Below are 26,187 nucleotides of genomic sequence, written 5' to 3'. Positions count from 1 at the left end.
ATCAGCGGTGGGTGGTGGCGAGTTTGGCGCCGAGGCCGAGGTAGCTGAGCGAGAAGAAGCGCTGGAGCCGCCGGACGGCGTTCGGCCGGTCGATCAGGTGGCGGCGCAGGTAGCTGGCGAAGAGGCCATAGCCGATGAACACCACCAGGGTCATGGCCATGAACATGCCGCCGAGCGCCACCATCCGCGTCGTCGCGCCCGCGCCGCCCTGGTTGACGAACTGGGGCAGGAACGCGAAGAAGAACAAGGTCAGCTTCGGGTTCAGCAGGTTGGCCAGGACCGCGTTTCCGATGGTCCGCGCCGTCGACACCGGCGGCCCGCTTTCGTCGACGGCCAGAATCCCCTGGTCACGCCAGGTCGACCAGGCCATGTACAGCAGGTAGCACACGCCCGCGATCTTCAGTCCTTCGAACGCGAGGCCGCCGGCCCGCAGCAGGGCCGCCGTCCCGGTGACCGCCGCCGCGAGATGCGGCACGATCCCCAGCGTGCACCCCAGCGCGGTCACCACCGCCACCCGTCGCCCCGAGCGCAGGCCGGCCGCGACGGTCAGCACCACCCCGGTCCCCGGCGTCGCCACGATCGCCAACGAGGTCACCAGAAATGCCAGGCTCATGCCGGGATTGTGACCCACGACGAGCCACGGCCCGCAGGATCACCGGAACTGGGCCCCGAACAGCAAAAAGGACCGCGACCGATGATCGCGATCCTTTGCTGGTCGGGGTGGCGGGATTCGAACCCACGGCCTCTACGTCCCGAACGTAGCGCGCTACCAAGCTGCGCCACACCCCGCTGACCAACGATGGTCAGCATACCCGATGGATCCTGGGTCCAGGCCGATGGGTCGCGCCGACTTGGCCCACCCATTCCCGCGGCGATCTACCTGGCGGGGACGAGGGTGAGCAGGGTCGCCTCGGGGCGACAGCCGAGGCGGATGGGCGCGTACGGCGACGTGCCGAGACCGGCCGAGACGTGCAGCCAGGACATCCGCTGCGCGCCGTCCGGGCCGGCGGCGCTCCACCGGGACAGGCCGCGGGCCCGGCTGGGGTCCAGGCCGCAGTTGGTGACCAGCGCCCCGACGAACGGCAGCCGGATCTGGCCGCCGTGGGTGTGCCCGGACAGCGTCAGCTGCACGCCGTCGGCCGTGAAGGCGTCCAGGACCCGCGGCTCGGGCGTGTGCGAGAGGCCGAGCACGACGTCGGCCCCCGGCTCGGGCGGACCGGCCACCAGGGCCACCCGGTCCCGCCGTGACCGGGCGTCGTCGACCCCGCGGACGTCCAGGCGCCGCCCGCCGATCGTGAGGACGTCGTGCACGTGGGTCATGTCGCGCCAGCCGGAGTCCGCGACGAGGTCCTTGGCGAAACCGTCCCAGTCCAGCGCCGGCCCCTTGTGCGGGCCGCCGGGGTGGCGTTTGAAGTAGTGGTGCGGGCTGCGCGGCTTCGGCACGTAGTAGTCGTTGTTGCCCGGGATGAAGACCCCGGGGAAGGCGTACAGCGGCGCGAGTGCCCGGCGCAGCGGCGCGGACGAGTCCTGGTGCGACAGCACGTCGCCGGTCATGGCGACCAGGTCGGGCACCAGCCGGCCGAGCTCCCCCAGCCAGTCGAACTTGCGGGTCTGACCGGGCGTCACGTGCAGGTCGGACAGGTGCAGGAGGCGCAGCGGAGCCGCGCCCGGAGCGAGGATGGGCACCTCCCGCCTGGTCAGCGTGTAGGCGTCCCGCTCGTACACGCCGTACCCGACGGTGGCGGCCCCCAGCAACGCCAGCCCGCCGGCCACCCGGCGCGCCGCTGGCCAGACTGTCCGCGTTTCTCCTCGCATTCGTCCAGTCTCACCCACCGTCGCCGCTCCAACCGGGGGCGGTCGGACCGGCCGCCATCGCGCGAACCGGCCTGCGCGCTGCCGCCCGCCGCGGCCGCGGCGAAAATGAAGGTGACCAGACTTCGGGCACGAACCTAGGCTGCGGGAATCATGAACACCTTGAAGGAGCGGCTGCGCGCCGACCTGACGACGGCGATGAAGGCCCGGGACGAGCTGCGGACGTCGACGCTGCGACTCGCGATCTCGGCGGTGAAGGAAGCCGAGGTGGCCGGCAAGTCGGCCCACGAGCTCACCGACGACGAAGTGGAGAAGGTGCTGACCCGGGAGGTCCGCAAGCGCCGCGAGGCTGCCGACGCCTACGCAGGCGCCGGCCGCGCCGAGCAGGCCGCCCGGGAGCGCTCCGAGGGCGAGGTCCTGGCCGACTACCTGCCGAAGCAGCTCGGCGACGACGAGCTCGCCGCGATCGTCGACAAGGTGCTCGCCGACGGCGACTTCGCCGGGCCGAAGGCGATCGGCCCGGCCATGAAGGCCGTGCAGGCGATCGTCGCCGGCCGCGCCGACGGCGGCAAGGTCGCCGGCCTCGTCAAGGCGCGGCTGACGGCCTGACGCCACGGGCCTCGCTCGGCGCGACCGGTCCGGCCCCGGACGGCGGTCTCCTAGCCGGAGTTCGCGGTCGGGGGCCGACCGCCTCGCCGGCCGGTGCCGGTACCGGCCGGCGGAGTCGGGTTCTGGCTCGGGTCCTGGCCCTGGGTCTGGGTCCCGCCGGGGTCCAGCGCGGCCAGGCCGGCGATGGAGCCGCCGGGCGTGACCAGCGCGATCGTCTGCCCGGCGGGAACCTGGCTGCCCGCCGACGGGTACTGCAGCAGCACGACGCTGTTCGGGTTCCCCCGGACCTGGGCCGAGAATCCCTGCGACTGGAGGAACGCCACCGCGGCCGGGGCGAGCGCGCCGACGACGTTCGGCACGACCACGTTCGGCAGCACCGGCTGGGTGTTGTCCGGTGGCGGCAGCGCCTCGACCGGGAGCTTCAGCCCGTCGAGGGTCTGGCGCATCGTGCTCGACCAGATCTTCGTCGGTAGGTCGCCGCCGTAGACGTGCGCGTAGCCCAGGACGTTGCGCAGCGGATGGGACTGCGGGCCGCGCGGGTCGGCCAGGGTGACCGCCGTGGCCAGCTGCGGGACGAAGCCGACGAACGAGGCGGTGGTGAAGTCCTCGGCGGTACCGGTCTTGCCGGCGGCCGGGCGGCCGATCTGCCCGTTGGCGGTCGCGGTGCCATGGCTGATCACGCCTTCGAGCACCGAGGTCACGGTGTCGGCGACCGTCGGGTTGAGGACCTGCTCGCAGCTGCCCGGCTTGGTGTAGTTCACCAGGCGGTCCGCGCCGCCGATCTGCTGGGTGATCGAGGTGATGAACACCGGGTCACAGCGCTCGCCGTGCGCGGCGATCGTCGCGTACGCGGTGGCCAGGTCCAGCGTGCTGATCTCGTTCGAGCCGATCACGAACGAGCCGTCGACCGAGCCGACCCCCTCGAACTTGTGGCAGGGCGAGTTGGTCTGCAGGTTGGCGGTCTGCGGCTGCACCCGACACGAGCTCACGCCGAGCCGGCGGGCCATCTCTGCGATCTTCAGAACGCCGATCTTCTGCTCGAGCTGCACGTAGTAGGTGTTGACCGAGTTCCAGGTCGCGGTGGTCAGCGAGTAGGGCCCGGCCTCGCTCGGGTCGGCGTTCGCATAGCAGTCGTTCGGCTTGGGGTTGGGGAACTGGTCGGAGTGGTAGCAGGCCGGCGACATGAACGTCGTCGACAGCGGCAGCCCCTGCTCCAGCGCCGAGGCGAGCGCGAACATCTTGAACGTCGAGCCGGGCGAGAACGACGTCTCCTTGGTCGGGTAGACCTCCTTCGTGTGCACGAAGTCGGTCGTCGTCGCCGGCGGCTGGCCGTCGTCGGTCGAGCCGTAGTCGCGGTTCTCGGTCAGCGCGAGCACGGCGCCGGTACCCGGCTGCACCATCGCCACACCCGCGGCGACCCGGTTGCCCGGTGGCACGATCGTGCGGGCGGACGAGTCGGCTGCCGCCTGCGCCACCGGGTCAAGCGTCGTGTGGATGGTCAGCCCGCCGTCGAACAGCAGCTTGCTGGCTGCCTCGCTGCTCGGCGCGAAGGTCCGGTCGGCCAGCAGCATCTGCCGGATCTGGTCACAGAAGAACGGCGTGGTCGAGTCGGCGCAGGAGTCCGCCGAGTGCGGCCGCAGGTTGAGCCCGAGCGGGGCCGCCTTCGCGGCCACGAGGTCGGCGGCGCTGATGTGGCCGTGTGTCTGCATGGCGTCCAGGACGAGGCCGCGCCGATCCTGGGCGGACTGGGGGTGCTGGATCGGGTCATAGGCCGTCGGATTCTTCACCAGCCCGGCGAGCATCGCGGCCTGCGGCAGCGTCAGCTGGGAGACATCGACGTTGAAGTACCGCTTGGCGGCGGCCTGAATGCCATAGGCCCCGTCACCGAAGTAGGCGATGTTCAGGTAGCCCTCGAGAATCTTGTCCTTGGGCAGGTGCTGGTCGAGGTAGAGCGCGTACCGCGCCTCGCGCAGCTTCCGGTCGACGGTCTGGGCGGTCGCCGCCTTGCGTTCCTCCGGAGTGGTCGCCGCCTGCAGCAGGACGTTCTTCACGTACTGCTGGGTGATTGTGCTCGCGCCCTGGGTGACCGAACCGTTGTTCCGGTTGGCGACGTAGGCGCGGATCATGCCCTTGTAGTCGACGCCGGAATGCTGGTAAAAACGCGCGTCCTCGATGTCGATGATGGCGTTGCGCATCACCTGCGGCACCTGCGACAGCGGCACGACCTCGCGGTACTGGTCGCCGACGAGGGTCGCGATGACGTTGCCGCGGGCGTCGAGAATCGTCGACGGCTCGACCAGTGGGCCGACGGTCAGATTCTCCGGCAGGGCAAGAAACTCATCGGCCCCGGACTTCGCCGAAATGCCGACCAGTCCGACGAACGGCGCCGCGAGAAGCGCGATGACGAGGCCGGCGGCGGCACTTGCGAACAGCGCGCCGGAAAGGCGTCGAATAGTGACCCGTCGATCAGCGCGGACCGGGCGTTGAGAACTGCCGCCGGTCTTCGCGCGGGGCTTCACGCGTGTGCCCACATGGTTCGGAACCTCCGTCCGCCCCCCAGACCGATCCCCCACGGATGCACACCACTTGCCCATCGACGTCCGCAGGCCTCATCGTTCCACCCATGCACGGACCAGTGGCGCGCGCTGCCAGCGGGCGGCGGGCTGAGGTTACCTCGCCCGACTGTCCAACCAGTGACGCGCGCACGCTCGCGACGGCACGCCGCGGCGGTCTCACCCCCATTCCGCGGCAATCAACACCTTGCGCCCAACGGCCGCCGGCCGGTCACGAACCGCGTCCCCGGCGCCCGCGTCGGCGGTCGACCGGTCGCCGACGGTGTGCATTCGGGCAGGTCAACGCCCGGACGTGCCACCGAGGCAGCGCCGACGAGACCGGTGGGAGGTGAGGCAACAGGCGAGAAACGAACGAACTCAGAACAGGACCGTCCTGTCACACGAACGACACGTGGATGTCATCGACGGACCTACAGTCTGGTTCGACATCAATGGCCCGGACTAGTCATCCAGATAACCACCCGAGTGGGGTCTGTGCCGTGGCCACCGCACTCCGTACGGTTTCGCACGACGCCAACGACGCCACGTCACCCGCACGGGTCCCTTGACCACGGTCTCTCTCGAAAGGCAGGTGGCATGACCAGAAGCCCAACTCCGGCCGTCTCCACGGCTCGCCGTGGCGGAACCACCCGTCTCGTCAGCGGCATCGCCGATGGCGACTGGACCGCGCTCGCCGCGTGTCGCGACGTCGACCCGGATGAGCTGTTCGTGCAGGGCGCCGCGCAGAACCGGGTGAAGACCCGCTGCTTCGGCTGCCTCGTGCGGACCCAGTGCCTCGCCGACGCCCTCGACAATCACGTCGAGTTCGGCGTGTGGGGTGGCATGACCGAACGGGAACGCCGCGCGCTGCTGCGACGCCGCCCGGACGTCCGCTCCTGGCGGAAGCTGCTCGCTGACGCCCAGGCGGACCACCGGACCACCTCGACCGGCTGACAGCACCACGCCCGAACACCGTCCCGACGGACCCCGGCGCAGCGTCGCGCGCGGGATCCGGGGGCACGTCCGCGAGACTGCTCACCGTAAGTAGCCGTGCGCGGACAATTCACAAATGCGCCGCCGACGCAATAACACGTTTGAGTCAGGCGGGCGCCAGGTTTCTCAGATCGCGCGAGTGAGACGCACGTCACCCGCGAGCGCATCGCCGATCTCGCGCAGGCCGGCCAGGTCATGGACGTCCTCGGCCAGCGCCTCGACCTCGACCAGAGGCGTGTCGGGGTGGACCGAGGTGAACCGCTCGCGCAGCCTCGACTCCCGCTCCGCCAGCCGCAGCCGGTCCGCGTGCACCCGAAGCACCGCGGCTGCCAGCGGATGCTCCCCGTGCTCGGTCAGGTTCTCCGCGGCGGCCAGGCTCCGCTCCGTCGTCAGCACCCTGCCGTCGCTCTGGTGCATCCGGTTGATCACCAGGCCGGCCAGGGGCATGCCGTCCGCGTCGAGCCGGTCGACGAAGTAGCTCGCCTCCCGCAGCGCCGCGACCTCGGGGGCCGCGACCACGACGAACGACGTACCGGGAGCGCCGAGCAGGCGGTAGGTCTTCTCCGCCCGCTGGCGGAAACCGCCGAACATCGTCTCCAGCGCCGTCACGAACTGGCTGAGGTCGGTCAGCAGCTGGGTTCCGATGACCTTGGTCAGCACCCTGGTGAACACGCCGAACCCGACACCGAGCACCTTCGCGTACGCCCGCCCGCCCGCCTTCGCCGGCGCCAGCATCAGCCGCAGCAGCCGGCCGTCCAGGAACGCGCCCAGCCGGCTCGGGGCGTCCAGGAAGTCCAGGGCCGAGCGGGTCGGCGGGGTGTCGACGACGATCAGGTCCCAGTCGTCGGCCGCGTCCAGCTGGCCCAGCTTCTCCATCGCCATGTACTCCTGCGTGCCGGAGAAGGACGACGACAGCGACTGGTAGAAGGGGTTCGCGAGCAGCTGCTCCGCCCGGTCCGGCGTGGCGTGCGCCAGGACGATCTCGTCGAACGTCCGCTTCATGTCCAGCATCATCGCGTCGAGGCGCCCGCCGGCCGACCGGTCGACACCGAGCACCTCCCGCGGGGTGTTGTCCAGCTCGGTGAGGCCCATCGACTGCGCGAGCCGGCGCGCAGGGTCGATCGTCAGGACGACCACGGCCCGGCCCTGCTCGGCGGCCCGCAACGCGAGCGCGGCGGCGGTCGTCGTCTTGCCCACCCCGCCGGATCCGCAGCAGACGATGATCCGCTCGGTGGCCAGCAGCTCGTCGATGTCGAGGCGCGGTACTCCCGCCGGCTGCGGGCGCACCCGCGCGTGAATCCGGACGACGGGGGCCGGCTCGTCCTTGCCCGAACGTTCCTTGGCGGTACCGGTCCCCTTCGTCGCTGGCTTCTTCGCCGCCGGGGTCTTCGCCCGGCCGGTGGGCGGCGCGGACCGCTTCGGCCGCGCGGGCGGGCCGCCGTCGCCGTTCGCGGCCGGGCTCACGCGACCATCCGCTGCGCGCGCAGCATCTCCGCGAAGCGATAGAGCATCCCCATGTCCATCCCGTCAGCCGCCAGCGGAAGCTCGTAGACCGGCCGGTCCAGCGCCTCGACCGCGATCCGCTGGGCCGCCTCCAGCGCGACCCGCTCCGCGTGCTGCGCGGCCTCCCGGGCGAGCTCGCCGACCAGCTCGGCGGTCGGCTCGACGCCGGTCTCCTTGATCCCGGCGGCGAGCTCCTCCAGATCGAGCGTCCCGGCGCGGGCGGCGGTCAGGTCGGCCTGACCGAGCATCGGCGGGCGGATCATGTTCACGACGACCGCGCCGACCGGGAGGTTCGCGGCGCGCAGCTCCTCGACCGCGTCGACGGTCTCCTGGACCGGCATCTCCTCCAGCAACGTCACCAGGTGCACGGCGGTCTGCCCGGAGTGCAGCACCTTGAGCACGCCGTCGGCCTGGGACCGGATCGGCCCCATCTTCGCGAGTCCGGCGACCTCGTGCGCGACGTTCAGAAACCGGGTCACCCGGCCCGTCGGCGGCGCGTCCAGGACGACGGCGTCATAGGCGAGGCCGCTCGGGCGGGTACCGTCCGGGCGGTTCACCGCCTCCTTGATCTTGCCGGTGAGCAGCACGTCCCGCACGCCAGGAGCGATCGTGGTCGCGAAGTCGATGGCGCCGATCTTGCCGAGGACCTTCCCCGCGCCGCGCAGGTTGTAGAACATCTCCAGGTACTCGAGCAACGCCTCCTCGGCGTCGACGGCGAGCGCGTACACCTCGCCGCCGCCCGGGGCGCTGGCCACCCGCCGCTCGCGGTAGGCCAGCGGGGGCGTGTCGAAGACCTGCGCGATCTGCTGGCGGCCCTCGACCTCGGTGAGCAGCACCCGCTGCCCGCCGGTCGCCAGGGCGAGCGCCAGCGCGCTGGCGACCGTCGTCTTCCCGGTGCCACCCTTGCCGGTCACCACGTGCAGCCGGCGCAGCCATGGCCCCTGTCTGGCCTCCGCTACCCGTCCGGCCTCCGATGCCTGCCTGGCCACCGATGACCCCGGTCGGGCGGCTGGCCCTCGCCGGGCGGTGGGCTCACCGTCGGCCCGGTGGCTGTCGGTCCGGTCGCGATCCGAGGCCCTCACGGCTCGAACGTACCCGGGACGGCCCGCACCTTCCGCCCCGACGCCGCGACTTCACAGCCTCGCCCGGCCGCGCCAGTCCCGCGCCACGGCCGCGAGTGGGGTCCCCACTAGAGTCCGGGACCATGCAGAAGTGGGAGTACGTCACCGTCCCAGTCTTGATCCACTCGACCAAGATGATCCTCGACAACTGGGGCGAGGACGGCTGGGAGCTCGTGCAGGTCATCCAGGGGCCGAACCCGGAGAGTCTGGTCGCCTACTTCAAGCGCCCGAAGGGCGAGCCGACGGCGTGAGCGCGCGGGCAGGCCGACCAGGCGACGGCGAGGCATCGTGAGCGATACCACAGGCGCCCCCAGCGAGCGGCTGCGCGAGCTCGGCCTTGAGCTGCCGCCCGTCCCGGTGCCGGCCGGCGCGTACGTGCCGGCCGTCCGCGACGGCGAGACGGTGTGGACCGCCGGGCAGCTGCCGCTCGTCGGCGGCACCCTGCCGGAGACCGGCCTGGTCGGTGCCGAGGTGACGCCGGAGCGCGCGGCCGTGCTGGCCCGGATCTGCGCCCTGAACGCGCTGGCAGCCGCGGCCGAGGCGGCCGGCGGGCTGGACCGGATCCGCCGCGTCGTCAAGCTCGTCGGGTTCGTCGCGAGCGCCCCAGGTTTCACCGCCCAGCCCGCGGTGGTCAACGGGGCCTCCGAGCTGGTCGGCCAGATCTTCGGTGACGCGGGGCGGCACGCCCGCTCCGCGGTGGGCGTCGCGGCCCTGCCACTCGGCGCGCCCGTCGAGGTCGAGCTGGTCGCGCTGACCCACGGCGACTGACCCGCGGGTACCAACCGGGGGCACGTCGGCCTGGCGGTCCCTACCATCGAAGACGTGGTTGATCACAAAGCGGCGCTGATCGCCCTGCTCCGGCGGCCGATGCCACTGTCGTCGCCGCGCGGGGTGCTGGCGGCGAACGCGGGCCCGGTGGCGCCGCTGCGGGACGCGTCCACGGTCGTGCTGCTGCGCGACGCGCCGGGCGGCATCGAGGCGTACGTCGTCAAGCGGGTCCGGACGATGGCCTTCGCCGGTGGGGTGTTCGCGTTCCCTGGCGGCCGGGTGGACCCGGCGGACAGCGCCGTCGACGTGCGCTGGAGCGGCCCGCCCGTCGGCGCGCTGATGGGCACGCTGGAGCCGGACCCCGAGCTGGCCCGCGCCCTGGTCAGCGCGGCGGTCCGGGAGACGTTCGAGGAGTGCGGGGTACTGCTCGCCGGCCCGGCCGAGGGCGCCGAGCGGCCGCTGGACCTGACCGGACCCGGCTGGATCGCCGACCGGTGGGCGATGGAGCGCCGCGAGCTGGGCCTCGGCGAGCTGCTGGCCCGCCATGAGCTGGCGCTGCGGGCGCAGCTGCTCGCCCCCTGGGCTCGCTGGATCACCCCGGAGGTCGAGCCCCGCCGCTACGACACCCGGTTCTTCATGGCCGCGCTGCCGCCGGGCCAGACGCCGGGCGAGCTGTCCGGCGAGGCCGACCGGATGGAGTGGATCCGCCCGGCCGAGGCGCTGGAGCGGCACACCGCCGGCCTGATGGCCATGCTGCCGCCGACGGCCTCCATGCTGGCCGATCTGCTCGACTACGCCACGGTCGCCGACGTGCTCGCCGCGGCGCCCGGCCGCGCGATCGCCCCGATCATGCCGAAGATCGTGATCGCCGACGGCGCCGTGCACTTCCTGCTGCCGCACGACCCCGAGTACGCCACCGCCGCGCCACCCGCCGACCCCGCGAGCGCCACGGCGATCATCGCGGCCACCGCCGCGGGGCCCGGCCACAGCGCCTGGACCCACGGCCCGAACGACGCTGCCCTCACAACCCCGTCGACCACGCCGGAGCAGGTATGACCGCCGGAAGCCAGCCGAGCCCGCGCCCGGCGGGGCCGCCGCCCCCCGCCTCCGCCCCGCGGCAGGTCAACCCGCTGGCCGCCGTCGTGCTCGCCCCGAACCCGGGCCCGATGACCCTGGAGGGCACCAACAGCTGGGTACTGCGCGCGCCCGGCCACGACGGCTGCGTCGTCATCGACCCGGGCCCGGACTACCCCGAGCACCTGGCCGCGATCGCCGCCGCCGGCCCCGTCACCACGATCCTGTTGACCCACGGCCACCCGGACCACAGCGAGGGCGCCGCGGCGCTGCACGAGCTCACCGGAGCCCCGGTCCGGGCCCTGGACCCGACGCACCGGCTCGGTTCGGAGGGCCTGGTCGAGGGCGACGTCGTGGCGGCCGCCGGGATCGAGCTGCGGGTGCTGGCGACGCCGGGCCACTCGGCCGACTCGCTGTCCTTCCTGCTGTTCGGGGACGTCCCGGACGGCGACGAGGCCGTCGCCGTGCTGACCGGCGACACGATCCTCGGCCGCGGCACCACCGTCGTGGCCCATCCGGACGGCCGGCTGGCCGACTACCTCGCCAGCCTGCACCGACTGGCCGACCTGCCCACCGGCCTCGGGGTGCTGCCCGGTCACGGACCCGAGCTGGCTGACGCCCGGGCGGCGGCGACGTACTACCTGGCCCACCGGGCCGAGCGGCTCGACCAGGTCAGGGCCGCCCTCACGGCCGCGGGCGTCGGCCCGGCGCAAGCCTCCCCCCGGGCCGTCGTCGAGCGCGTCTACGCCGACGTCGACCGCGTCCTCTGGCCGGCCGCCGAGCTCTCCGTCCGCGCCCAACTGGAATACCTCCGCGACAACGCCTGACCGCGCCACCCGCGACTCGGTCCGCCGGGGGCGTTGCGCGCCCTCCCAACGCCGGTCCCCCCCCCGAGGCGGGGACCAGAGGCCTCTTCGTCATGCGACTCAGGACGCCCAAGGCGGGGCCCCCGGAACCTGACGGACTGACCGGGAGCAAGATGGTGTGAGCGGCATCACAGTGGGAAAGCCTCGATCCGACAGTCGCCGGGACCTTGTACCCGAGAAGCGGCGACCCGTCGCTCCCTCCGCTGAGGGCTTGGACGTGGCCAACCTGGGGTGTCGGCCGGTCAGGCGTCCGACAACGCAGGGACGGCGAGCGCGCAAGTGGGTCGAAACCCGCCCACTAGAATTGCCGACTGGAGGGGGCCCGCCAGTGCAGCGCACAGTCCGTAAGGCCAGTCAGCAATGGTGATCGTCCCGACCCATGGGGGGACGCTGCGGTGCCCGCGGTGCGGGACGCCGGCCGTGCCGGCCGCGCGCTACTGCTTCCACTGCGGCCTGCGGTTCACCCAGCTCGCGTCCGGGCCGGAGTCGGCTGAGCGCCGGGTGGTCACCGTCCTGTTCGGTGACCTGTCCGACTTCACCTCGTGGGCCGAGGACCGCGACCCGGAGCGGGTCGGCGAGGTGACCGACCTGGTGCTCGCCGCGCTGTCCAAGGAGGTCGACGACGTCGGCGGCCGGGTGGACAACCTCGCCGGTGACGGGATCATGGCGGTCTTCGGCGCGCCGACCGCGCACGAGGACGACCCCGAGCGCGCCGTGCGGGCCGCCGCCGCGATGCAGGAGACCGTCCGCCGCCTGGTCACCGACAGCGAGGACGACTCCAGCCCCCTGGGCCTGCGGGTCGGGATCAACACCGGCGAGGTGCTCGCCGGTGTCCAGGCCTCAATGACCTACACGGTCGTCGGCGACACCGTGAACACCGCCGCGCGCCTGTCCGGGGCGGCCGCCGTCGGCGCGGTCTACGCCGGCCGCGAGACCATGCACGCCACCCGCTCGGTCGCGACCTGGCGGGAGCTGCCGGACCTGACCCTCAAGGGCAAGCGCGAGCCGGTCCCGGCCTACGAGCTGGTCAGCCTGCGCCCGTCCAACGTGGCCCGGCCGGGCCTCGGCGACGACGCGACCTTCGTCGGGCGCGACCGGGAGCTCACCGAGCTGTACTCCTGGTTCGTCGAGACCGTCGAGTCCGGCGCGCCGACGATCGCCGTGGTCACCGGCGAGGCCGGCATCGGCAAGACCCGCGTCGCCGGCGAGCTCGCGGCCAGGGCCCGTGACGAGGGCGGCGCCCAGGTGCTGTGGGGGCGCACGGTCCGCCACGGCGACGGGCGCAGCCTGGCGCCGCTGGCCGACGTGATCCGCGGCGCCTGCGGAGTCGTCGACGGCGACAGCCTCGACCGGGTCGCCGACCGGGTGCGACGCACCGTCGGAAGGCTCGCACACCCGATCACCGGGGCCAGGCTGCCCGCCGGGCTCGCCGACCGGCTGCTCGGCATGCTCGGCGTCCCGACCGACCGGCGGGCCACCTCCCCGGCCGAGGCGCCTCCCGGCGACCCCGCCGGCCGGCAGAACGACCAGGGCGAGACGTCCACCGGCGAACGTTCCTTCGACCTCGCGGTCGACACCGTCGCCCTGATGTTGTCGGCCCTCGCCGTCGAGCACCCGCTCATCGTCGTGATCGACGACCTGGAATGGGCGTCCAGCCCGCTGACCGCCGCGCTGCGCCGACTGGCGGCGCGGATCGTCGGCCCGATCATGCTGACGCTGCTGGACCGGGAGGGCCCGCGGCTGACCGACCTTCCCGGCGCGCACTGGATGGCGCTCGCGCCGCTACCGGAGGAGGCCGCGTCCCGGCTGCTCAACGACTTCCTCGGCGGAGCGGCGCTCGGCGCGCAGACCAGGGCCGCCCTGCTCAACCGGGTGCACGGGAACCCGTTCTTCCTCGCCGAGCTGCTGAACCTGCTGATCGACCGTGACCAGCTGCGCAGGCAGGCCACGGCCGAGCCGACCGGCCAGGACGGCCCGCGCTGGGTGCTGGAGGGCCAGCTGTCGGAGACCGCGATGCCGGCCGGGGTCCAGTCGGTGCTCGCGGCCCGGATCGACGACCTCGAACAGACCGACAAGGCCGTGCTCCGGGCCGCCGCCGTGCTCGGCAGCCGATTCCCGGCCGCCGCGCTGCCGTCCGTCGAGGAGCTGCCGGGACCCGAGGTCGCCAGCGCGCTGGACCGGCTGACCGAACGCCAGCTGGTCCGCTCACCGCGGGCCGGCGAGCAGTTGTGGCGCTTCGTCCACCCGATGGCCCGCGACGTGGCCTACGCCGGGCTGCCGAAGGTCGAACGGGCGCGGCGCCACTCGACCGCCGCCCGCTGGGGCGTCACGGCGATGACCGGCTCGTCCCGCGAGGTGTCGAACTTCGTCGCCACCCACGCCCTGCGGGCGTTCGACCTGGCGTCGTCGATGGCGCTGCCGCCGACCGATCCGGCCTGGTCGGCGCGCGAGCCAGGCTTCCGGGCGCTGCTGCGACTGGCCCGAGCCGCCCTGGCCCGCGACGACCACCGCACCGCGGCCGACCAGCTCGCCGACGCCCGTCGGCTGGGCCGCGGCGTGATCGATGACGACGACGAGAACGTCGCCCGGGTGCTGCACGCCGAGGCTCTCGTGTCGCTGCGGCGGCTGGAGGAGGCCGAGCGGACGCTGCGCCCGGCCCTGCGGGTGACGCAGCCGGCTCGCCGGGCGTCCGCCTACGCCGTCCTCGGCGAGCTGCGCCAGAAGCAGGGCCGCACGGAGCTCGCCACCCGGGCGCTGCGCACGGCCCTGGACGCGGCCCGCGCCGCCGGCGACGACCGGGCCGCGGCCGCCGCGCTGCGCCGGCTGGGAACGCTGGAGTACGGCGCCGCTCGGATCCGGGTCGCCGAGGAGCTCTACCGGGAGGCCCTGGAGCTGGCCCGCCGGGTCGACGACCCGCGCGGTGTCGGCTGGGCGCTGCAGCACCTGGCCTGGTCGGCGACGACCCGGGGCGACTACCCGCAGGCCGAACGCCACCTGCGCCAGGCCACTGAGGTCTTCGAGCGGCTGGAGGACGCCGGCGGCATCGGCTGGTGCAGCGGCACCGAGGCGCTGGTACTGCTGCTGAGCGGCCAGCTGGCCAGGGCGCGGGCGCTGGCGCGCGGGCTGGTCGACGCGGGCGAGTCGATGGGCGAGCGCTGGGGGATGGCGGTCTGCCTGACGATCGGCGCGATCGCCGCCGCGGAACTCGGCGACATCAGCGCCGCGCGCACCGACGCGACCCGCGCCGCGGCCCTGTTCGAGAGCGGCGGTGACAGCTGGGGACGCATCCTCGCGAAGGTCGCCCAGGGCTTGGCCGCTCGCGGGGCCGGCGAACCGGACGCCGGCGCGGAGTTCCTGGCCGCGGCCTGCGCGGACGCGAACGAGGCCGGCCAGACGCTCGTCGGCGCGCTCGCGTCGCTGATGCTCGGGCTGACACTGCTGGACGCGGGCCGGGTCGACGAGGCCGAGAAGGCGGCCGAGGCCTCGATGGCCGAGCTGGGCAGCCTCGACCTGCGCCCCCACGCCCAGTTGGGCGCGAAGGTCCTCAGTGCTCAGATCGCCCGCGCCCGCGGCCGGCTCGGCGAGGCGATCGCCCTGCTGCGCGAGGCGCTGTCCGCGAGCGAGCCGGCGACGCTGCTGTTCCCCCGCCGCCAGGCGTACGCGCATCTGGCCGGGACCCTGCTGGACGCGGGCCAGCCTGAGGAGGCCCTCGCCGTGGCCCGCCGGGCGGTCGCGGTGGACGCGGAGGACGTGCGGGCCCAGGTGCTCGCCTGGCGCGCACTGGGGACCTGCCTGGCCTCCAGCGGCGACCTGGAAGGCGGCCGGGACGCCTACCTGCGCGCGCTGCGGGCGGCGACCGCGACCGAGGCGGTCAGCGAGGCGGCCCAGACCCGCCGGCTGCTCGCGGCACTGCCCGAACCGGGCATGGAGCCCTCGGACGCGCGCGGGTACCACGCACCGGCCCTGTCGGCCCGTCCGACCGGCAACGGGCTCGCCGAACACACGGTGCTCGCCGAACACACCGTGCCCGCCGACGCCACGGGACTGGTCGCCGACGACCAGGACGGATCACGGACTGGTGGCGACGAACCCGCGATCCCCGACGGCGCCACCGTCACCAGCGCCTAACCGAACGGGGCCGCGGAGCGGAACCGCCGGCCGGGCCCGGCCGGCCCGATCACCGGGCGCGGCGGGCCAGCCGGTCGCGGTCAAGCAGCACGACCGCGCGGGAGTCCAGCCGCAGCCACCCTCGGGTGGCGAAGTCGGCCAGCGCCTTGTTGACCGTCTCCCGGGAGGCGCCGACCAGCTGGGCCAGTTCCTCCTGGGTCAGGCCATGCTCGACGCGGACCCCGGCGGCCTCGTTGCCAGGCTGCGCGGGCTCACCGAACCGTCCGGCGAGGTCGAGCAGCGCCTTGGCGACTCGGCCGGGCACGTCGGTGAACACCATGTCGGCCATGGCGTCGTTGGTCCGGCGCAACCGGGCGGCCAGCACCCGCAGCAGCAGCGACCCGGCGTCCGGCCGGGCCCGCAGCCACGGTCGCAGCGCCGAGTGCTCCAGCGACACCAGTGAGGCGTCTGTCACGGCCGTCGCGGTCGCGGTCCGAGGGCCTGGGTCGAAGAGCGACAATTCTCCGAAGATGTCCCCTGGGCCCATGACATACAAGAGGTTCTCGCGCCCGTCGGCCGACTGGCGTCCTATCTTCACCTTGCCGGATAGGACCACGAAGACGCGGTCGCCAGGCTCCCCTTCCCGGAAGAGCACGTCACCACGGGTGACGTCCCTCCGTTCGAGGTGACTGGAGAGCGCCTGGCGGTCCAGGTCGGACAGCCCGACGAACAACGGAACGCGGGCAAGCAGATCGTCCACGGAGTGAGCATGCCAGTCCAGCGCCCGTCGAGCACGACCAGGGCACCTGGAGACCCCTCGCGGCCGCTCAAAATGACCAGATCAGCCCAAAGATGTTGCACAGAGTAGTCGCCTGAGACGGCTGGCGGGGTCCGCCGGCGGTCGGCGACACCCCTCGCCCACGACACGCCGGACCCCACTTCCACGACCGTGGGTGCGTCGTCCACCATGTACCCGTCATGTTTCTCTTTGCCGCCATCGCGTTCCCTGTGGTGCTGCTCGGGCTGTTGCTGGCGATGGAGCGGGTCGAGCGCCCACTCAACGCCGCCGACACCCGCAAGGGCCTCGAGGGCTTCCTCGACAACGCCCGGCCCGACGAGGTCAACACCTTCGTCAACCAGGGCCTGGCCGCCGCGCTCGAGCGCTACCGCCGCCGGATTCGCCGGACCCCTCCCGGCAAACACCGGGCGGCCTAGGCTCCCGACCACCGCCTGGGGCGCTTGCGCGCAGGTCAGGCGGTCGCTGACCGACCGGTCCGTCCGGGCTGTCCGGTAGCCGCCCGGGTGCCCCACGTGTCGGAACCTGTCGGCACGGAGGAATAGGCTCGGCTCATGCCAGCCACCGTCGACCCGTCCCCGGAGACTCCCGGGCCCCCGACACGGCAGGCACAGACACGGCAGGCACAGACACGGCAGGCACAGACACGGCAGGCACAGGCGCAGCCGTCGGAGACGCCGCTGGCGCGGACCCGGCGGGCACGGCGGATCGTGCGCATCCTGGGTGAGGTGCACCCGGACGCCCGGATCGCCCTGAACTTCACGACGCCGCTGGAACTGATCGTCGCGACCGTGCTCTCGGCGCAGTGCACGGACAAGAAGGTCAACGAGGTCACTCCCACCGTCTTCGCCCGGTACCCCTCCGCGGCGGCCTATGCCGGTGCCGACCGGGCCGAGCTGGAGACGATCCTGCGGCCGACCGGCTTCTTCCGGGCCAAGGCGAACTCGGTGATCGGCCTGGGCGCCGCGCTGGTCGACCGGTTCGGCGGCGAGGTCCCGCGGACCCTCGAGGAGCTGGTCACGCTCCCCGGCGTCGGGCGCAAGACCGCGAACGTCGTGCTCGGGCACGCGTTCGACACGCCGGGCATCACGGTCGACACGCATGTCGGGCGGCTCTCCCGCCGGTTCGGCCTGACCACCCAGGACGACCCGGTCAAGGTCGAGGCCGACCTGGCCGCGCTGATCGAGCGCAAGGACTGGACGATCGCCTCCGACCGCATGATCTTCCACGGTCGGCGGATCTGCCATGCCCGGCGGCCGGCCTGCGGGGCGTGCGCCGTCGCGAAGCTGTGCCCGTCGTACGGCACGGGCCCGACGTCCGAGATCGAGGCGGCCAAGCTGGTCCGCGGCGACGTCGAAGCGGCCCGATGACCGGACCCGACGGCGGGCCTGATCCGACCGAGCAGCCTGATCCGGCCGAGCAGCCCGCGGACGGGCCGCCCGGCTGGCTGACGGCGGTGGTCGCGACGGTCGCCGACGGCGGGCTGTCGTTCCACCCGGAGGACTGGCCGGGGCCGCCCTCGCACGCCCGGCCCGCCGCCGTGCTCATCCTGTTCGGCGCCGGCGAGCGCGGCACCGAGGTGCTACTGCTGGAGCGGTCCGCCGACCTGCGCAAACACGCGGGTCAGCCGGCCTTCCCAGGTGGCGGTTCCGACCCGAGCGACGGCTCGCCGGCCGAGACCGCGCTGCGCGAGGCCCGCGAGGAGGTCGGCCTCGATCCGGCCGGCGTCGACATCCTGGGCGTCGGCCCGCCGCTCTACGTCCCGCACAGCAACTACCTGGTCACCCCGGTGCTGGCCTGGTGGCGGGTGCCGTCGCGGGTCTTCGCCGTCGACGCGGGAGAGACGTCCGCCGTCGCCAGAGTGCCGATCGCGGAGCTGGTCGACCCGGCGAACCGGGTGCGGCTGAGCCACCCACGCACCGCGCTGCCGAGCCCCGCGTTCCGGGTCGCCGGCCTGACGGCCACGGTCTGGGGCTTCACGGCGGGCATCCTCGACGCGCTGCTGCGCCTCGCCGGCCTGGAGCGGCCGTGGGGCGAGGGGCCACCGGTCGAGGACGCGACCGTCAACGCGTCGATCGCCCTGTCGGCGGCCCAGCTGCCCGAGGCCGGCCCAGGCGAGATCGACCCGGCCGACCTACCGGTACGGGATCTGGGCGTCCCCGCGCCGGCCAGCGCGCCAGACGGCGGCCCGGTCGGCACCGGGACCGGTGCCGACTCCACCGAGGAAGGGTCGGCGGCGTGAGCAGGGCCTGGAACAGCTCGGACACCGTGGCACGGCTCCATGGCGGCCCCATTGGCGAAGGTCCTGGCAGCGTCCAGAGGGGCCGGCGCGTGGCCATCGCCGCGGCACTGGCACTGGGCGTGACGGCCGCGGGCTGCGCGGCCAAGGAGCCGGTCGCGCCCAAGGTCGTCGCGATCGAGACGCCGACGATGTCGGGCGACGTCCAGGTCTTTCAGGTCACCGGCCTCGCGGACCTGCGCTTCGACGTCAGCACCCTGGAGGCGAGACCCGGCAAGATCAGGGTCGACTTCACGGTGGCGAGAGGCTCCGCGTCCCACGACTTCGTCATTCCGAAGATCCCGGCGGCGCGCACGGACATCATCGGCGCCGGGTCGACCCAGTCGGTGACGTTCGCGGTCACCGAACCGGGCGACTACCCGGTGATCTGCACGCTGCACCCAAGCATGTCCGCAACGCTGCACGTCGGCTGACCCGGCGCGCCCTCGACGACCCCGGGACGACCACGAACTAGATGAACCTCCTCGACGTCATCCTGCTGCTCGTCGCGCTGCTCTTCGCGGCCTCCGGCTACCGCCAGGGCTTCCTGGTGGGCGCGCTGTCCTTCGTCGGCTTCCTCGGCGGCGGCATGATCGGCGCGCAGATCGCCTACCCGTTCGCCCAGCTGATCGGACAGCGCCAGCACGGCGCGCTGATCGCGCTGGCCGTCGTCATCGTGCTCGCCTGCCTCGGCCAGGTCGCCGGCACGGCCGCCGGGGTCGCGCTGCGCAGCCGGCTCACCTGGCGGCCAGGGGAGACCGTGGACTCGCTCGCCGGCGCGGTGCTGGCTGGCCTCTCGGTGCTCCTGGTCGCCTGGCTGCTGGCGACCGCGGTGGAGCGCTCGCCCTACCCGACCGCGGCCCGCGAGGTCCGCGGCTCCGCCGTGCTGACGACGGTCGACGCCGGCATGCCGTCGGCCGTGCGGGACGCGTTCTCCAGCCTGCGCAGGCTCGCCGACGGGAGCGGCTTCCCCGCGGTGTTCTCCGGCATCGGCGGCGGCTCGATCGTCGCGACCGACCCGCCCGACCCGACCGTCGTGCAGAACCCGGCGGTGCTCGACGCGGCGGCGAGCGTGCTGAAGGTCCGCGGGATCGCGCCCTCCTGCTCCCGTCAGATCGAGGGCAGTGGCTTCGTCTTCGCCCCGCAGCACGTCATGACCAACGCCCACGTCGTCGCCGGCGTCCGGGAGCCGGCCGTCGAGGTCGGTGGCCGGCAGCTCCCGGCCCGGGTGGTGCTGTTCGACCCGGCGCGTGACATCGCGGTGCTCTACGTTCCGGACCTCAACCGGGCGCCGCTGCGGCTGCAGAGCTCGCCCGACGGAGGCGCCGACGACAGCGCGGTCATCGCCGGCTATCCGGAGGACGGGCCGTACCAGATGGTCGCGGCCCGCATCCGTGACCGGCAGGAGGCCAAGGCGCCGGACATCTACTCGCGCGGCAGCGTCCTGCGGGACATCTTCGCCATCCGGGGCACGGTCCTGCCGGGCAACTCGGGCGGCCCGCTGCTGTCGGCCTCGGGAACGGTCTACGGCGTGATCTTCGCGGCGGCCACCGACGACAACGACACCGGCTACGCGCTGACCGCCGATGAGGTCAACGCCTCGGCACAGGCCGCCGCGACCGCGACCACTCCCGTCAGCACCAGCGGTTGCCGCTGATCAGGGCGTCGGGGCGTCCAGCCAGCGCAGCAGGACGTCGCTGACCTGGTCAGGCGCCTCCTCGGGCAGGAAATGCCCTACGCCTGGCAGCAACTGCCAGGCGTAGGGCCCGCTGACGAAGCGGCCCGAGCCCTGCGCGGTGTCCGGCAGCAGGAACGGGTCGGCGCCGCCGTGCAGGTGCAGCACCGGGCAGTTCACCGCCCGGCGCAGCGCCTGGGCGAACCGGGCCCCGTCCGGCCGGAACAGCGACCGGAACACCCAGCGGTGGTACTCCAGCGAGCTGTGCGCCACCCCCGGGATCCGCATCGCCGCCCGGTACCGCCGGTCCTCGTCGTCGCTGGGGAAACCGGGACCGCCCCAGGCGCGCAGGTAGCCGCCGACCCGGGCCGCGTCGTCGGCGACGAGCTGGCGCTCCGGGCGCCAGGGCAGCTGGAAGCCGAACAGGTGCGCGCCGGCGAGGCCCTGCCCGCGCGGGTCGACGGCGTACTCGTGCCGAATCCGCAGCGGGTGGGGCATCCCGAGAACGGCGATCCGGCGGACCTGGCGCGGCCAGACCGCCGCCGCCGTCCAGCTGGCGAGCCCGCCCCAGTCGTGGCCGACCAGGACCGCGTCGCGCTCCCCCAGCGCGCGGATCAGCCCGGCGACGTCGTCGGCGAGCGTGAAGGCGTCGTAGCCCCGAGGCGGCTTGTCGCTGGCGCCGTAGCCGCGCAGGTCCGGCGCGACAACCCGGTAACCGGCTGCGGCGAGCGCCACCAGCTGGTGGCGCCAGGCCCACCAGAACTGCGGAAATCCGTGCAGCAGCAGCACCAACGGCCCCTGGCCCAGCTCGGCCACGTGCAGCCGGGTGCCGTTCGCGGAGACGTCGCGATGCCGCCAGGGCCCGTCGATCAGGACGCTGGCGGGATCCGGTGCGGCCTCGTCCATTCCCACGAGAATCGCAGACCGGGCGGCCGCTGGTCCGGCCGGTCGCCGCCGGAGGCCCGCTGACCGGTGGATCCGGCGTCGCCGGCCGGGACGCTCACCCGCCGGTAACGGGCCGCTCGACGGCTCAGGCGCGCGGCTCGACGGCCCCGGGCCGGTCGAACTCGGCGGGCCGGCGGCCGGCCGGCGGGGCGGCGTCCCGGGACTGCGGGATCGGCGCGACGACCGGCCTGGCCGAGCGTGTCTCGGCCCCTACCGGGGTCGTCTGCCCGGTTGGGGGGCCCGACTTCGCCGGGGACCCGCCCCTGGCGTCGCCCGCGCCGCCCGTCGCGTGGCGCAACAGGGCGACGTCCTCACGGACCGAGGCAACGGTCCGGCGCGGCGGCTGTAGCTTGCGCAGGCGAAGGGCCGCCAGCAGCGCCAACACCCCGGCGAGCACGAACAACAGCCCGGCCGTCAGCAGGAAGGCCCAGAACCGCTCCAGGCCCAGCCAGGCGAACAGCTCACCGAAGAAGATCATCAGAGCGAGCAGCGCGCCCAGCACCAGGCCGGCCGCGACACCGAGCAGCCCGATGCCCACCGCGGCCGACGCCACCTGGCGCCCCACCTCTGCCTTGGCCAGCTCGATCTCCTGGCGGACGAGCAGCGACACGTCCTTGGTCGCGAGCGCGACCAGCTCACCCAGGGACGCGTCCCGCCCCAGGCGCCGATCGCCGTGTCCGAACACCGCCACAGGTCCCTCCCACATCCCCGCGGTTGTCGGCACCGCGCCTGCCCCTGGGTCCGGCGGCCACCCGCGCCCCCGGACTTCCCGCCCCACGTCGAGTGTGCCGGCAGCGACGCCCGAGCGCGGCGCGTAGCGATAAGTGGGCCGTTATGTGGCGGGGTTCGCGCCCGGCCGAGCCGTCGGCAGGGCCGGTGTAGCGTCGGCCGGGTGTCGACAGCGCCCAGCACCCAGGCCGGTCCCGCGCTCGACCCGTTCGCCCGGGTCGCCGCCCTGCCCGGCGTCGCCGAGGCCGTCACGACGGCCCGTTCGGCCGTGGACACCCTGTTGCGCCACCGGGTGTTGCGCCGGCAGAGCGCCGAGGTGACGGCCGAGGCGTCGTTGCGCTCCGCCCGGGCCAGCGCCGCCCTGGAGGGCCACGACCTCGGCCTCGAGACGCTGCGGGCCCGGCTGACCGCCGGCGAGTCGGCGGCCCAGGGCGGGGACGAGCTGGCGGTGACGCTGGGCGCGGTCCGGCTGTACGCGGAGCTGGGCAGCCTGGCCGGCGCCTGGGAGCGGGCCCCGCGGCAGGCGTTGGCCCGCATGCACACCCTGCTCGGCCGGGGCATCGTCCCCGACGGCGAGCTCGGCCGGCCGCGCGCCGACGCGTCCGCCGCCGACCCACTCGGGCTGGGTACACCACCCGGCCCGGCCGAGGTGTCGGCCCGGCTGGACGGCCTGGTCGGCCTCCTGGTCGAGAAGACGACGGCACCCGCGATCGTCGTCAGCGCGATCGTGCACGGCGAGCTCCTCGCGCTGCGGCCGTTCGGGAGCCTGGACGGGATGATCGGCCGAGCTGCCGCCCGGCTGGTGCTCATCGGCCGCGGGCTGGACCCCAAGGCGGTCACCGCCACCGACGTGGGCCATCTGGAGGCCGGCGTCGATGGCGACGGCGTCGCCGACTACCGGACCGCCGCGGCCGGGTACGTCCACGGAGGCGCCGACGGCCTGCGCGCCTGGCTGCTGCACTGCGCCCGCGCCACCGAGCTCGGCGCCCGCGAGTCCCTCGCTGTCTGCGAAGCGATCAGCCGGGCGGCGTCCTAGCGCCCCACCAACCCGGCCAACCACCCACCGCCTTCGGGCTCATGATCGTCGTCTTGGCCCTCGGGTGGTCGTAGAAAAGCCCTGATCACAGCCAGGCGAGGGCCAAATCGGCGATCAAACCGGCAGGCGACGCCGCGGACGGCGCCGATCTCGACGGAGATCGGCGCCCACGCGGATGCGGCCGGCTCGCTCCCGACCGTCGGCGCGATGGTGTGATCCCGGCCGCGTCGTCGCGAACAGCCGCCCGTCCATGATCAGCGGGCCGCGGTCAACCCTCCCTTGTAGCGCATCAGGCGCCTGTGGATGACGTTCATCCACAGGGCGCTCGCTGGGGCACGGTAGGCGGGAACTCGCCCTCCGGACCGAAGGGACGCGGGTGCCATGCCCCCTGCCCCCACCACCCGCACCGCGCGGATCCCGGCCGCCGCGCTTGCCGCGGGCCCGCCCCTGGTCGACGCGGTGCGCGACCGGCTGACCGACACGGCACACCCGCCGACGCCCGCGGACGTCGCCCGAGCCCTGGCCCAGGTCGCCGGGCCGCTGCCCGCGGCCGATCAGGAGGCCGCCCGGCGGGCCGTCACCGCCGAGCTGCTCGGCACCGGCCCGTTGGAGGCGCTGCTCGCGGACCCGGACGTGACGGACGTGCTGGTCAACGGCCCGGCCCGAGTCTGGGTCGACCGCGGAGCCGGCCTGGAGCGAACCGAGGTCCGCTTCGCCGACGAGGAGGCGGTCCGGCGGCTCGCGACCCGGCTCGCCGCCGCGGCCGGCCGGCGCCTCGACGCGGCCGCGCCGTTCGCCGACGCCCGCCTGCCGGACGGCAGCCGGCTGCACGCGGTGCTGGCCCCGGTGGCGGCCGACGGGACCTGCCTGTCGCTGCGCCGGCCGCGCCGGGTGCCGCTCACCCTCACCGAGTGCGTCGACGGGCAGGACGTCGCGCTGCCTGGGGTACTGCGGGCGCTGGTCGCCGGCCGGCTCGCGGTCGTGGTCACCGGCGGCACGGGCACCGGCAAGACGACGCTGCTCGCGGCGCTGCTCGGCTGTGCGCACCCCGCGGAACGGGTCGTCATCGTCGAGGACACCTCCGAGCTGGTGCTCGCGCGGGAGAACCTGGTCCGGCTGCAGGGCCGGCCCGCGAACATCGAGGGAGCCGGCGCGATCACCCAGCGGGACCTGGTCCGCCAGGCACTGCGGATGCGGCCGGACCGGCTGGTCGTCGGCGAGGTCCGCGGCCCGGAGGTGCTCGACCTGCTGGTCGCCTTCAACACCGGCCATGACGGCGGCCTGACGACCATTCACGCGAACGCCGCCGGGGCGCTGCCCGCACGGGTCGAGGCGCTTGGCGCGCTCGCCGGCCTGTCCCGGGCGGCGGTCCACAGCCAGCTGGCGGCGGCCGTACAGGTGACCGTCCACCTGCGTCGGGACAGCGGCGGGCGGCGGGCCGTCGCCGCGATCGGCGTGCTGCGCACCGAGTCGGACGGTCTCGTGCGGGTCCGGCCCGCGTTGGTCACGGCTCCGGCGGGAAACGGTTGGCCGGGCGCCCTGCTGGCGGCCGACGGCCTGTCCGCGCTGCGTGACCTGCTGCGCGACCGCGGCGTAACCCTGCCGCCCCCGTTCGGGGCCGCCTCGTGATCGCCGTGGCGCTCGGCATCGTCGTCCTGGTCTCGGCCGTCCGGTCGGCGCGGCGAGCCGCGCGGCGCTGGCGATCGGCCGACGACCGTGCCGTCGCCGAGGATCTGCTGGTGGCCTTCGCGGCCGAGCTCGACGCCGGGGCGGAGCCGGCCGTGGCCCTGCGCTCGGCGGTCACGGCGTCCCGCGCGGCCGGCACCGGGCCCGTCGAAACCGCGACCGGACCGTCCGCGTCCCGCGACGGCGAGCTGGACGCGGTGGCCGCCGGGCTGGCGGCCGGGACGGACCCGGCCGGACTACTCGCCGGCTGCCGGACGCCCATGCTGCGGCAGCTGGGGATCGCGTTGCAGGTCTGCCGGGCGGGCGGGGCTCGACTCGCGCCGGTCGCCCGGGCGCTGGCCGGGCAGGCCCAGGCGGACGCTCGACGGGCCGGTGAACTGGCCGCAGCGCTGGCCGGGCCACGGTCGTCCGGGCGGCTGGTGGCCGGGCTGCCGCTGGTCGGCCTCGGATTCGCGGCCCTGCTGGGCGCCGGACCGGTGCACGTCCTGCTGGGCACGTCGGCCGGCTCGGCCTGCCTGGCCGGCGGGGTGCTGCTCGACCTCCTGGGCCTGCGGTGGCTGCGCTGGACCGGCGACCGGGTCGCGCGACGGGCCGAGCCGCCGACAAGGTGGGCCGATCAGGCGTCCCATCGTCGGTCGCTGTCATCCGGAGGCGCGTCGGCTGCCTCCTTCCGGCCTGGGCGGAGGGCCGCGCCCGGCAGACGGCCACGGCGGTCCGGCACCGATCAGTCTCGGCGCCCGCCCAGCTCCGCCGGCCGACGGCCAGGCCGGCCAATCGCGCTGGTCATCGCGGCCGGTGGGCTGTGCGCGGGCGCGGCGGCGCTCGTGAGCCACGGCCAGCGTGGGTTCGGGGTGCTGCTGGCCACCGGGGCGGTCGCCGCGCTGGTCGGCGCGGGGATGCGCACCGATCCGGATCGGGCGCGACGGGAACGGCTCCTGGCCGACCTGCCGCTGGCCCTCGACCTCGTCGCCGCCTGCCTGGTGGCGGGAGCGACGGTCCCTGCGGCGCTGGAGGCGACCGGGGACGGCGTCGGCGGACCGCTCGGCGCCGAGCTGCGGGCGACCGCCCGAGGCCTCCGGCTCGGCGCGCCTGCCGGCCACACGACCACCCGGCTGATAGCGGCCGGCCAGGGACCACCCGGGCCGTTCCCCGGGCCGTTGCGTCGAGTGACGGGCCATCGCGGCACAGGCCGTGGGCAGCCGCTGGCGGCCGCGGCGCAAGCGCTTGGCCGGGTGGAGAGCAGCGGCGCCCGGCTTGCCGACGCGCTCACCAGCATCGCCTCCCGGGCCCGCGCGCAGTCCCACGACGAGGCGATCGGCGCGGCTCGTCGGGCCGGTGTCGCGGCCGTCGCCCCGCTCGGCCTGTGCTTCCTGCCAGCGTTCCTGTTGCTCGGCGTGGTTCCGACGATTCTCGGCTCGTTCCACGGCCTGGTTCCGGCCCCGTGAAGGCGCCCCGCCTCCCCGCGAGTCGCTTCCTGGGTTGTTCCGGGCCTGCCCCTGGGCTCTGGACATCGCGTCGGCCTCGCAGCCTTGGGGGCGGCCCTGTGGACAGTCGGACGTTCTCCACAGACGGCTCGTCCGGCCTGACACGACGAGTGCCGCCCGGTCACGATCTCCCTGCTCGCCGACCACGCGGCT

General features: G+C 74.2%; 23 protein-coding genes and 1 tRNA gene. 15 read left to right on the top strand and 9 right to left on the bottom strand.

Annotation, left to right across the window (positions count from 1 at the left end; translation table 11 throughout):
• Position 1: 1 nt before the first annotated feature.
• The 3 genes from FRAEUI1C_RS01755 to FRAEUI1C_RS01745 all read right to left on the bottom strand — a co-directional run bounded on the left by FRAEUI1C_RS01755 (position 2) and on the right by FRAEUI1C_RS01745 (position 1,815).
• Positions 2-613, bottom strand: a complete 612-nt coding sequence (locus FRAEUI1C_RS01755) for a LysE family translocator (RefSeq protein WP_013421558.1) — start codon at positions 611-613, stop codon at positions 2-4.
• A 99-nt stretch (positions 614-712) separates the two neighbouring features.
• Positions 713-789: transfer RNA gene (locus tag FRAEUI1C_RS01750), tRNA-Pro, on the bottom strand.
• Positions 790-876: 87 nt separating this feature from the next.
• A complete protein-coding gene (locus FRAEUI1C_RS01745; protein ID WP_013421557.1) occupies positions 877-1,815 on the bottom strand; it encodes a metallophosphoesterase in 939 nt (312 codons plus the stop codon).
• A 150-nt stretch (positions 1,816-1,965) separates the two neighbouring features.
• Here FRAEUI1C_RS01745 and FRAEUI1C_RS01740 point away from each other — a divergent pair, with 150 nt between their 5' ends.
• On the top strand, positions 1,966-2,421 hold the full coding sequence (locus tag FRAEUI1C_RS01740; RefSeq protein WP_013421556.1) for a GatB/YqeY domain-containing protein: 456 nt from the start codon (positions 1,966-1,968) through the stop codon (positions 2,419-2,421).
• Positions 2,422-2,471: 50 nt separating this feature from the next.
• On the opposite strand, the gene FRAEUI1C_RS01735 is transcribed toward FRAEUI1C_RS01740, so the two are convergent.
• Positions 2,472-4,952, bottom strand: coding sequence for a transglycosylase domain-containing protein (locus tag FRAEUI1C_RS01735; protein ID WP_013421555.1), 2,481 nt, complete (start codon positions 4,950-4,952; stop codon positions 2,472-2,474).
• Positions 4,953-5,570: 618 nt separating this feature from the next.
• Here FRAEUI1C_RS01735 and FRAEUI1C_RS01730 point away from each other — a divergent pair.
• A complete protein-coding gene (locus FRAEUI1C_RS01730) occupies positions 5,571-5,927 on the top strand; it encodes a WhiB family transcriptional regulator (RefSeq protein ID WP_013421554.1) in 357 nt (118 codons plus the stop codon).
• A 165-nt stretch (positions 5,928-6,092) separates the two neighbouring features.
• Here the strand turns inward: FRAEUI1C_RS01730 and bagB are convergent, their stop codons facing one another.
• On the bottom strand, positions 6,093-7,430 hold the full coding sequence (bagB, locus tag FRAEUI1C_RS01725; RefSeq protein WP_013421553.1) for an ArsA family ATPase: 1,338 nt from the start codon (positions 7,428-7,430) through the stop codon (positions 6,093-6,095).
• Positions 7,427-8,383, bottom strand: a complete 957-nt coding sequence (gene bagA, locus FRAEUI1C_RS01720; protein WP_232425261.1) for an ATPase BagA — start codon at positions 8,381-8,383, stop codon at positions 7,427-7,429. The genes bagB and bagA overlap by 4 nt, the downstream gene beginning before the upstream one ends.
• 290 nt (positions 8,384-8,673) lie before the next feature.
• Between bagA and sp36 the strand changes: the two genes are divergently transcribed.
• From sp36 to FRAEUI1C_RS01700, 5 genes are all read left to right on the top strand, one after another.
• Entirely contained in the window at positions 8,674-8,841 is a 168-nt protein-coding gene (gene sp36 / locus FRAEUI1C_RS38870) for a Sp36 family protein (RefSeq protein WP_013421551.1), read from the top strand.
• 37 nt (positions 8,842-8,878) lie between these two features.
• Positions 8,879-9,358: a RidA family protein gene (locus tag FRAEUI1C_RS01715; protein ID WP_013421550.1), complete on the top strand. Its 480-nt coding sequence runs from the start codon at positions 8,879-8,881 to the stop codon at positions 9,356-9,358.
• A 99-nt stretch (positions 9,359-9,457) separates the two neighbouring features.
• Complete coding sequence (locus FRAEUI1C_RS01710) at positions 9,458-10,414, top strand: NUDIX hydrolase (RefSeq protein ID WP_013421549.1); 957 nt, start codon at positions 9,458-9,460, stop codon at positions 10,412-10,414.
• Positions 10,411-11,259, top strand: coding sequence for an MBL fold metallo-hydrolase (locus FRAEUI1C_RS01705; RefSeq protein WP_013421548.1), 849 nt, complete (start codon positions 10,411-10,413; stop codon positions 11,257-11,259). Before FRAEUI1C_RS01710 ends, FRAEUI1C_RS01705 begins: the two co-directional genes overlap by 4 nt.
• Positions 11,260-11,718: 459 nt before the next feature.
• Positions 11,719-15,426, top strand: coding sequence for an AAA family ATPase (locus FRAEUI1C_RS01700; protein WP_438270011.1), 3,708 nt, complete (start codon positions 11,719-11,721; stop codon positions 15,424-15,426).
• Positions 15,427-15,475: 49 nt separating this feature from the next.
• Here FRAEUI1C_RS01700 and FRAEUI1C_RS01695 read toward each other — a convergent pair whose 3' ends face one another.
• Positions 15,476-16,165, bottom strand: a complete 690-nt coding sequence (locus tag FRAEUI1C_RS01695; protein WP_013421546.1) for a Crp/Fnr family transcriptional regulator — start codon at positions 16,163-16,165, stop codon at positions 15,476-15,478.
• 218 nt (positions 16,166-16,383) lie between these two features.
• On the opposite strand from FRAEUI1C_RS01695, the gene FRAEUI1C_RS01690 reads away from it, so the two are divergent.
• The 5 genes from FRAEUI1C_RS01690 to FRAEUI1C_RS01670 all read left to right on the top strand — a co-directional run bounded on the left by FRAEUI1C_RS01690 (position 16,384) and on the right by FRAEUI1C_RS01670 (position 20,136).
• On the top strand, positions 16,384-16,620 hold the full coding sequence (locus tag FRAEUI1C_RS01690; RefSeq protein ID WP_013421545.1) for a hypothetical protein: 237 nt from the start codon (positions 16,384-16,386) through the stop codon (positions 16,618-16,620).
• Positions 16,621-16,755: 135 nt separating this feature from the next.
• Positions 16,756-17,571 carry an endonuclease III gene (nth, locus tag FRAEUI1C_RS01685; RefSeq protein ID WP_013421544.1) on the top strand — a complete coding sequence of 272 codons (816 nt, stop codon included), beginning with the start codon at positions 16,756-16,758 and terminating at the stop codon, positions 17,569-17,571.
• Positions 17,568-18,443 carry an NUDIX hydrolase gene (locus FRAEUI1C_RS35840; protein ID WP_013421543.1) on the top strand — a complete coding sequence of 292 codons (876 nt, stop codon included), beginning with the start codon at positions 17,568-17,570 and terminating at the stop codon, positions 18,441-18,443. The genes nth and FRAEUI1C_RS35840 overlap by 4 nt, the downstream gene beginning before the upstream one ends.
• A gap of 89 nt (positions 18,444-18,532) precedes the next feature.
• Positions 18,533-18,913 (top strand): cupredoxin domain-containing protein, encoded by a 381-nt coding sequence (locus FRAEUI1C_RS01675; protein WP_013421542.1) that lies wholly within the window; start codon positions 18,533-18,535, stop codon positions 18,911-18,913.
• A 41-nt stretch (positions 18,914-18,954) separates the two neighbouring features.
• Positions 18,955-20,136, top strand: coding sequence for a MarP family serine protease (locus tag FRAEUI1C_RS01670; protein WP_013421541.1), 1,182 nt, complete (start codon positions 18,955-18,957; stop codon positions 20,134-20,136).
• Here the strand turns inward: FRAEUI1C_RS01670 and FRAEUI1C_RS01665 are convergent, their stop codons facing one another.
• Together FRAEUI1C_RS01665 and FRAEUI1C_RS01660 are read right to left on the bottom strand one after the other, a co-directional pair.
• The gene (locus FRAEUI1C_RS01665; protein ID WP_013421540.1) at positions 20,137-21,060 is read right to left on the bottom strand and encodes an alpha/beta fold hydrolase; all 924 of its coding nucleotides are present in this window, start codon (positions 21,058-21,060) and stop codon (positions 20,137-20,139) included.
• Positions 21,061-21,184: 124 nt separating this feature from the next.
• A complete protein-coding gene (locus FRAEUI1C_RS01660; protein WP_013421539.1) occupies positions 21,185-21,790 on the bottom strand; it encodes a phage holin family protein in 606 nt (201 codons plus the stop codon).
• 201 nt (positions 21,791-21,991) lie between these two features.
• Between FRAEUI1C_RS01660 and FRAEUI1C_RS01655 the strand changes: the two genes are divergently transcribed.
• The 3 genes from FRAEUI1C_RS01655 (at position 21,992) to FRAEUI1C_RS01645 (ending at position 25,995) form a co-directional block, all read left to right on the top strand.
• A complete protein-coding gene (locus FRAEUI1C_RS01655; protein WP_013421538.1) occupies positions 21,992-22,864 on the top strand; it encodes a Fic family protein in 873 nt (290 codons plus the stop codon).
• Positions 22,865-23,245: 381 nt separating this feature from the next.
• Positions 23,246-24,493 (top strand): TadA family conjugal transfer-associated ATPase, encoded by a 1,248-nt coding sequence (locus tag FRAEUI1C_RS01650; RefSeq protein WP_013421537.1) that lies wholly within the window; start codon positions 23,246-23,248, stop codon positions 24,491-24,493.
• On the top strand, positions 24,490-25,995 hold the full coding sequence (locus FRAEUI1C_RS01645) for a type II secretion system F family protein (RefSeq protein WP_013421536.1): 1,506 nt from the start codon (positions 24,490-24,492) through the stop codon (positions 25,993-25,995). Before FRAEUI1C_RS01650 ends, FRAEUI1C_RS01645 begins: the two co-directional genes overlap by 4 nt.
• The last annotated feature ends 192 nt before the right edge of the window (positions 25,996-26,187 follow it).

Source organism: Pseudofrankia inefficax, assembly GCF_000166135.1.
Taxonomy (GTDB): Bacteria; Actinomycetota; Actinomycetes; order Frankiales; family Frankiaceae; genus Pseudofrankia; species Pseudofrankia inefficax.
The sequence above is the reverse complement of the archived record's forward strand: the minus strand, read 5'-3'. Positions and strand labels throughout refer to the sequence as shown.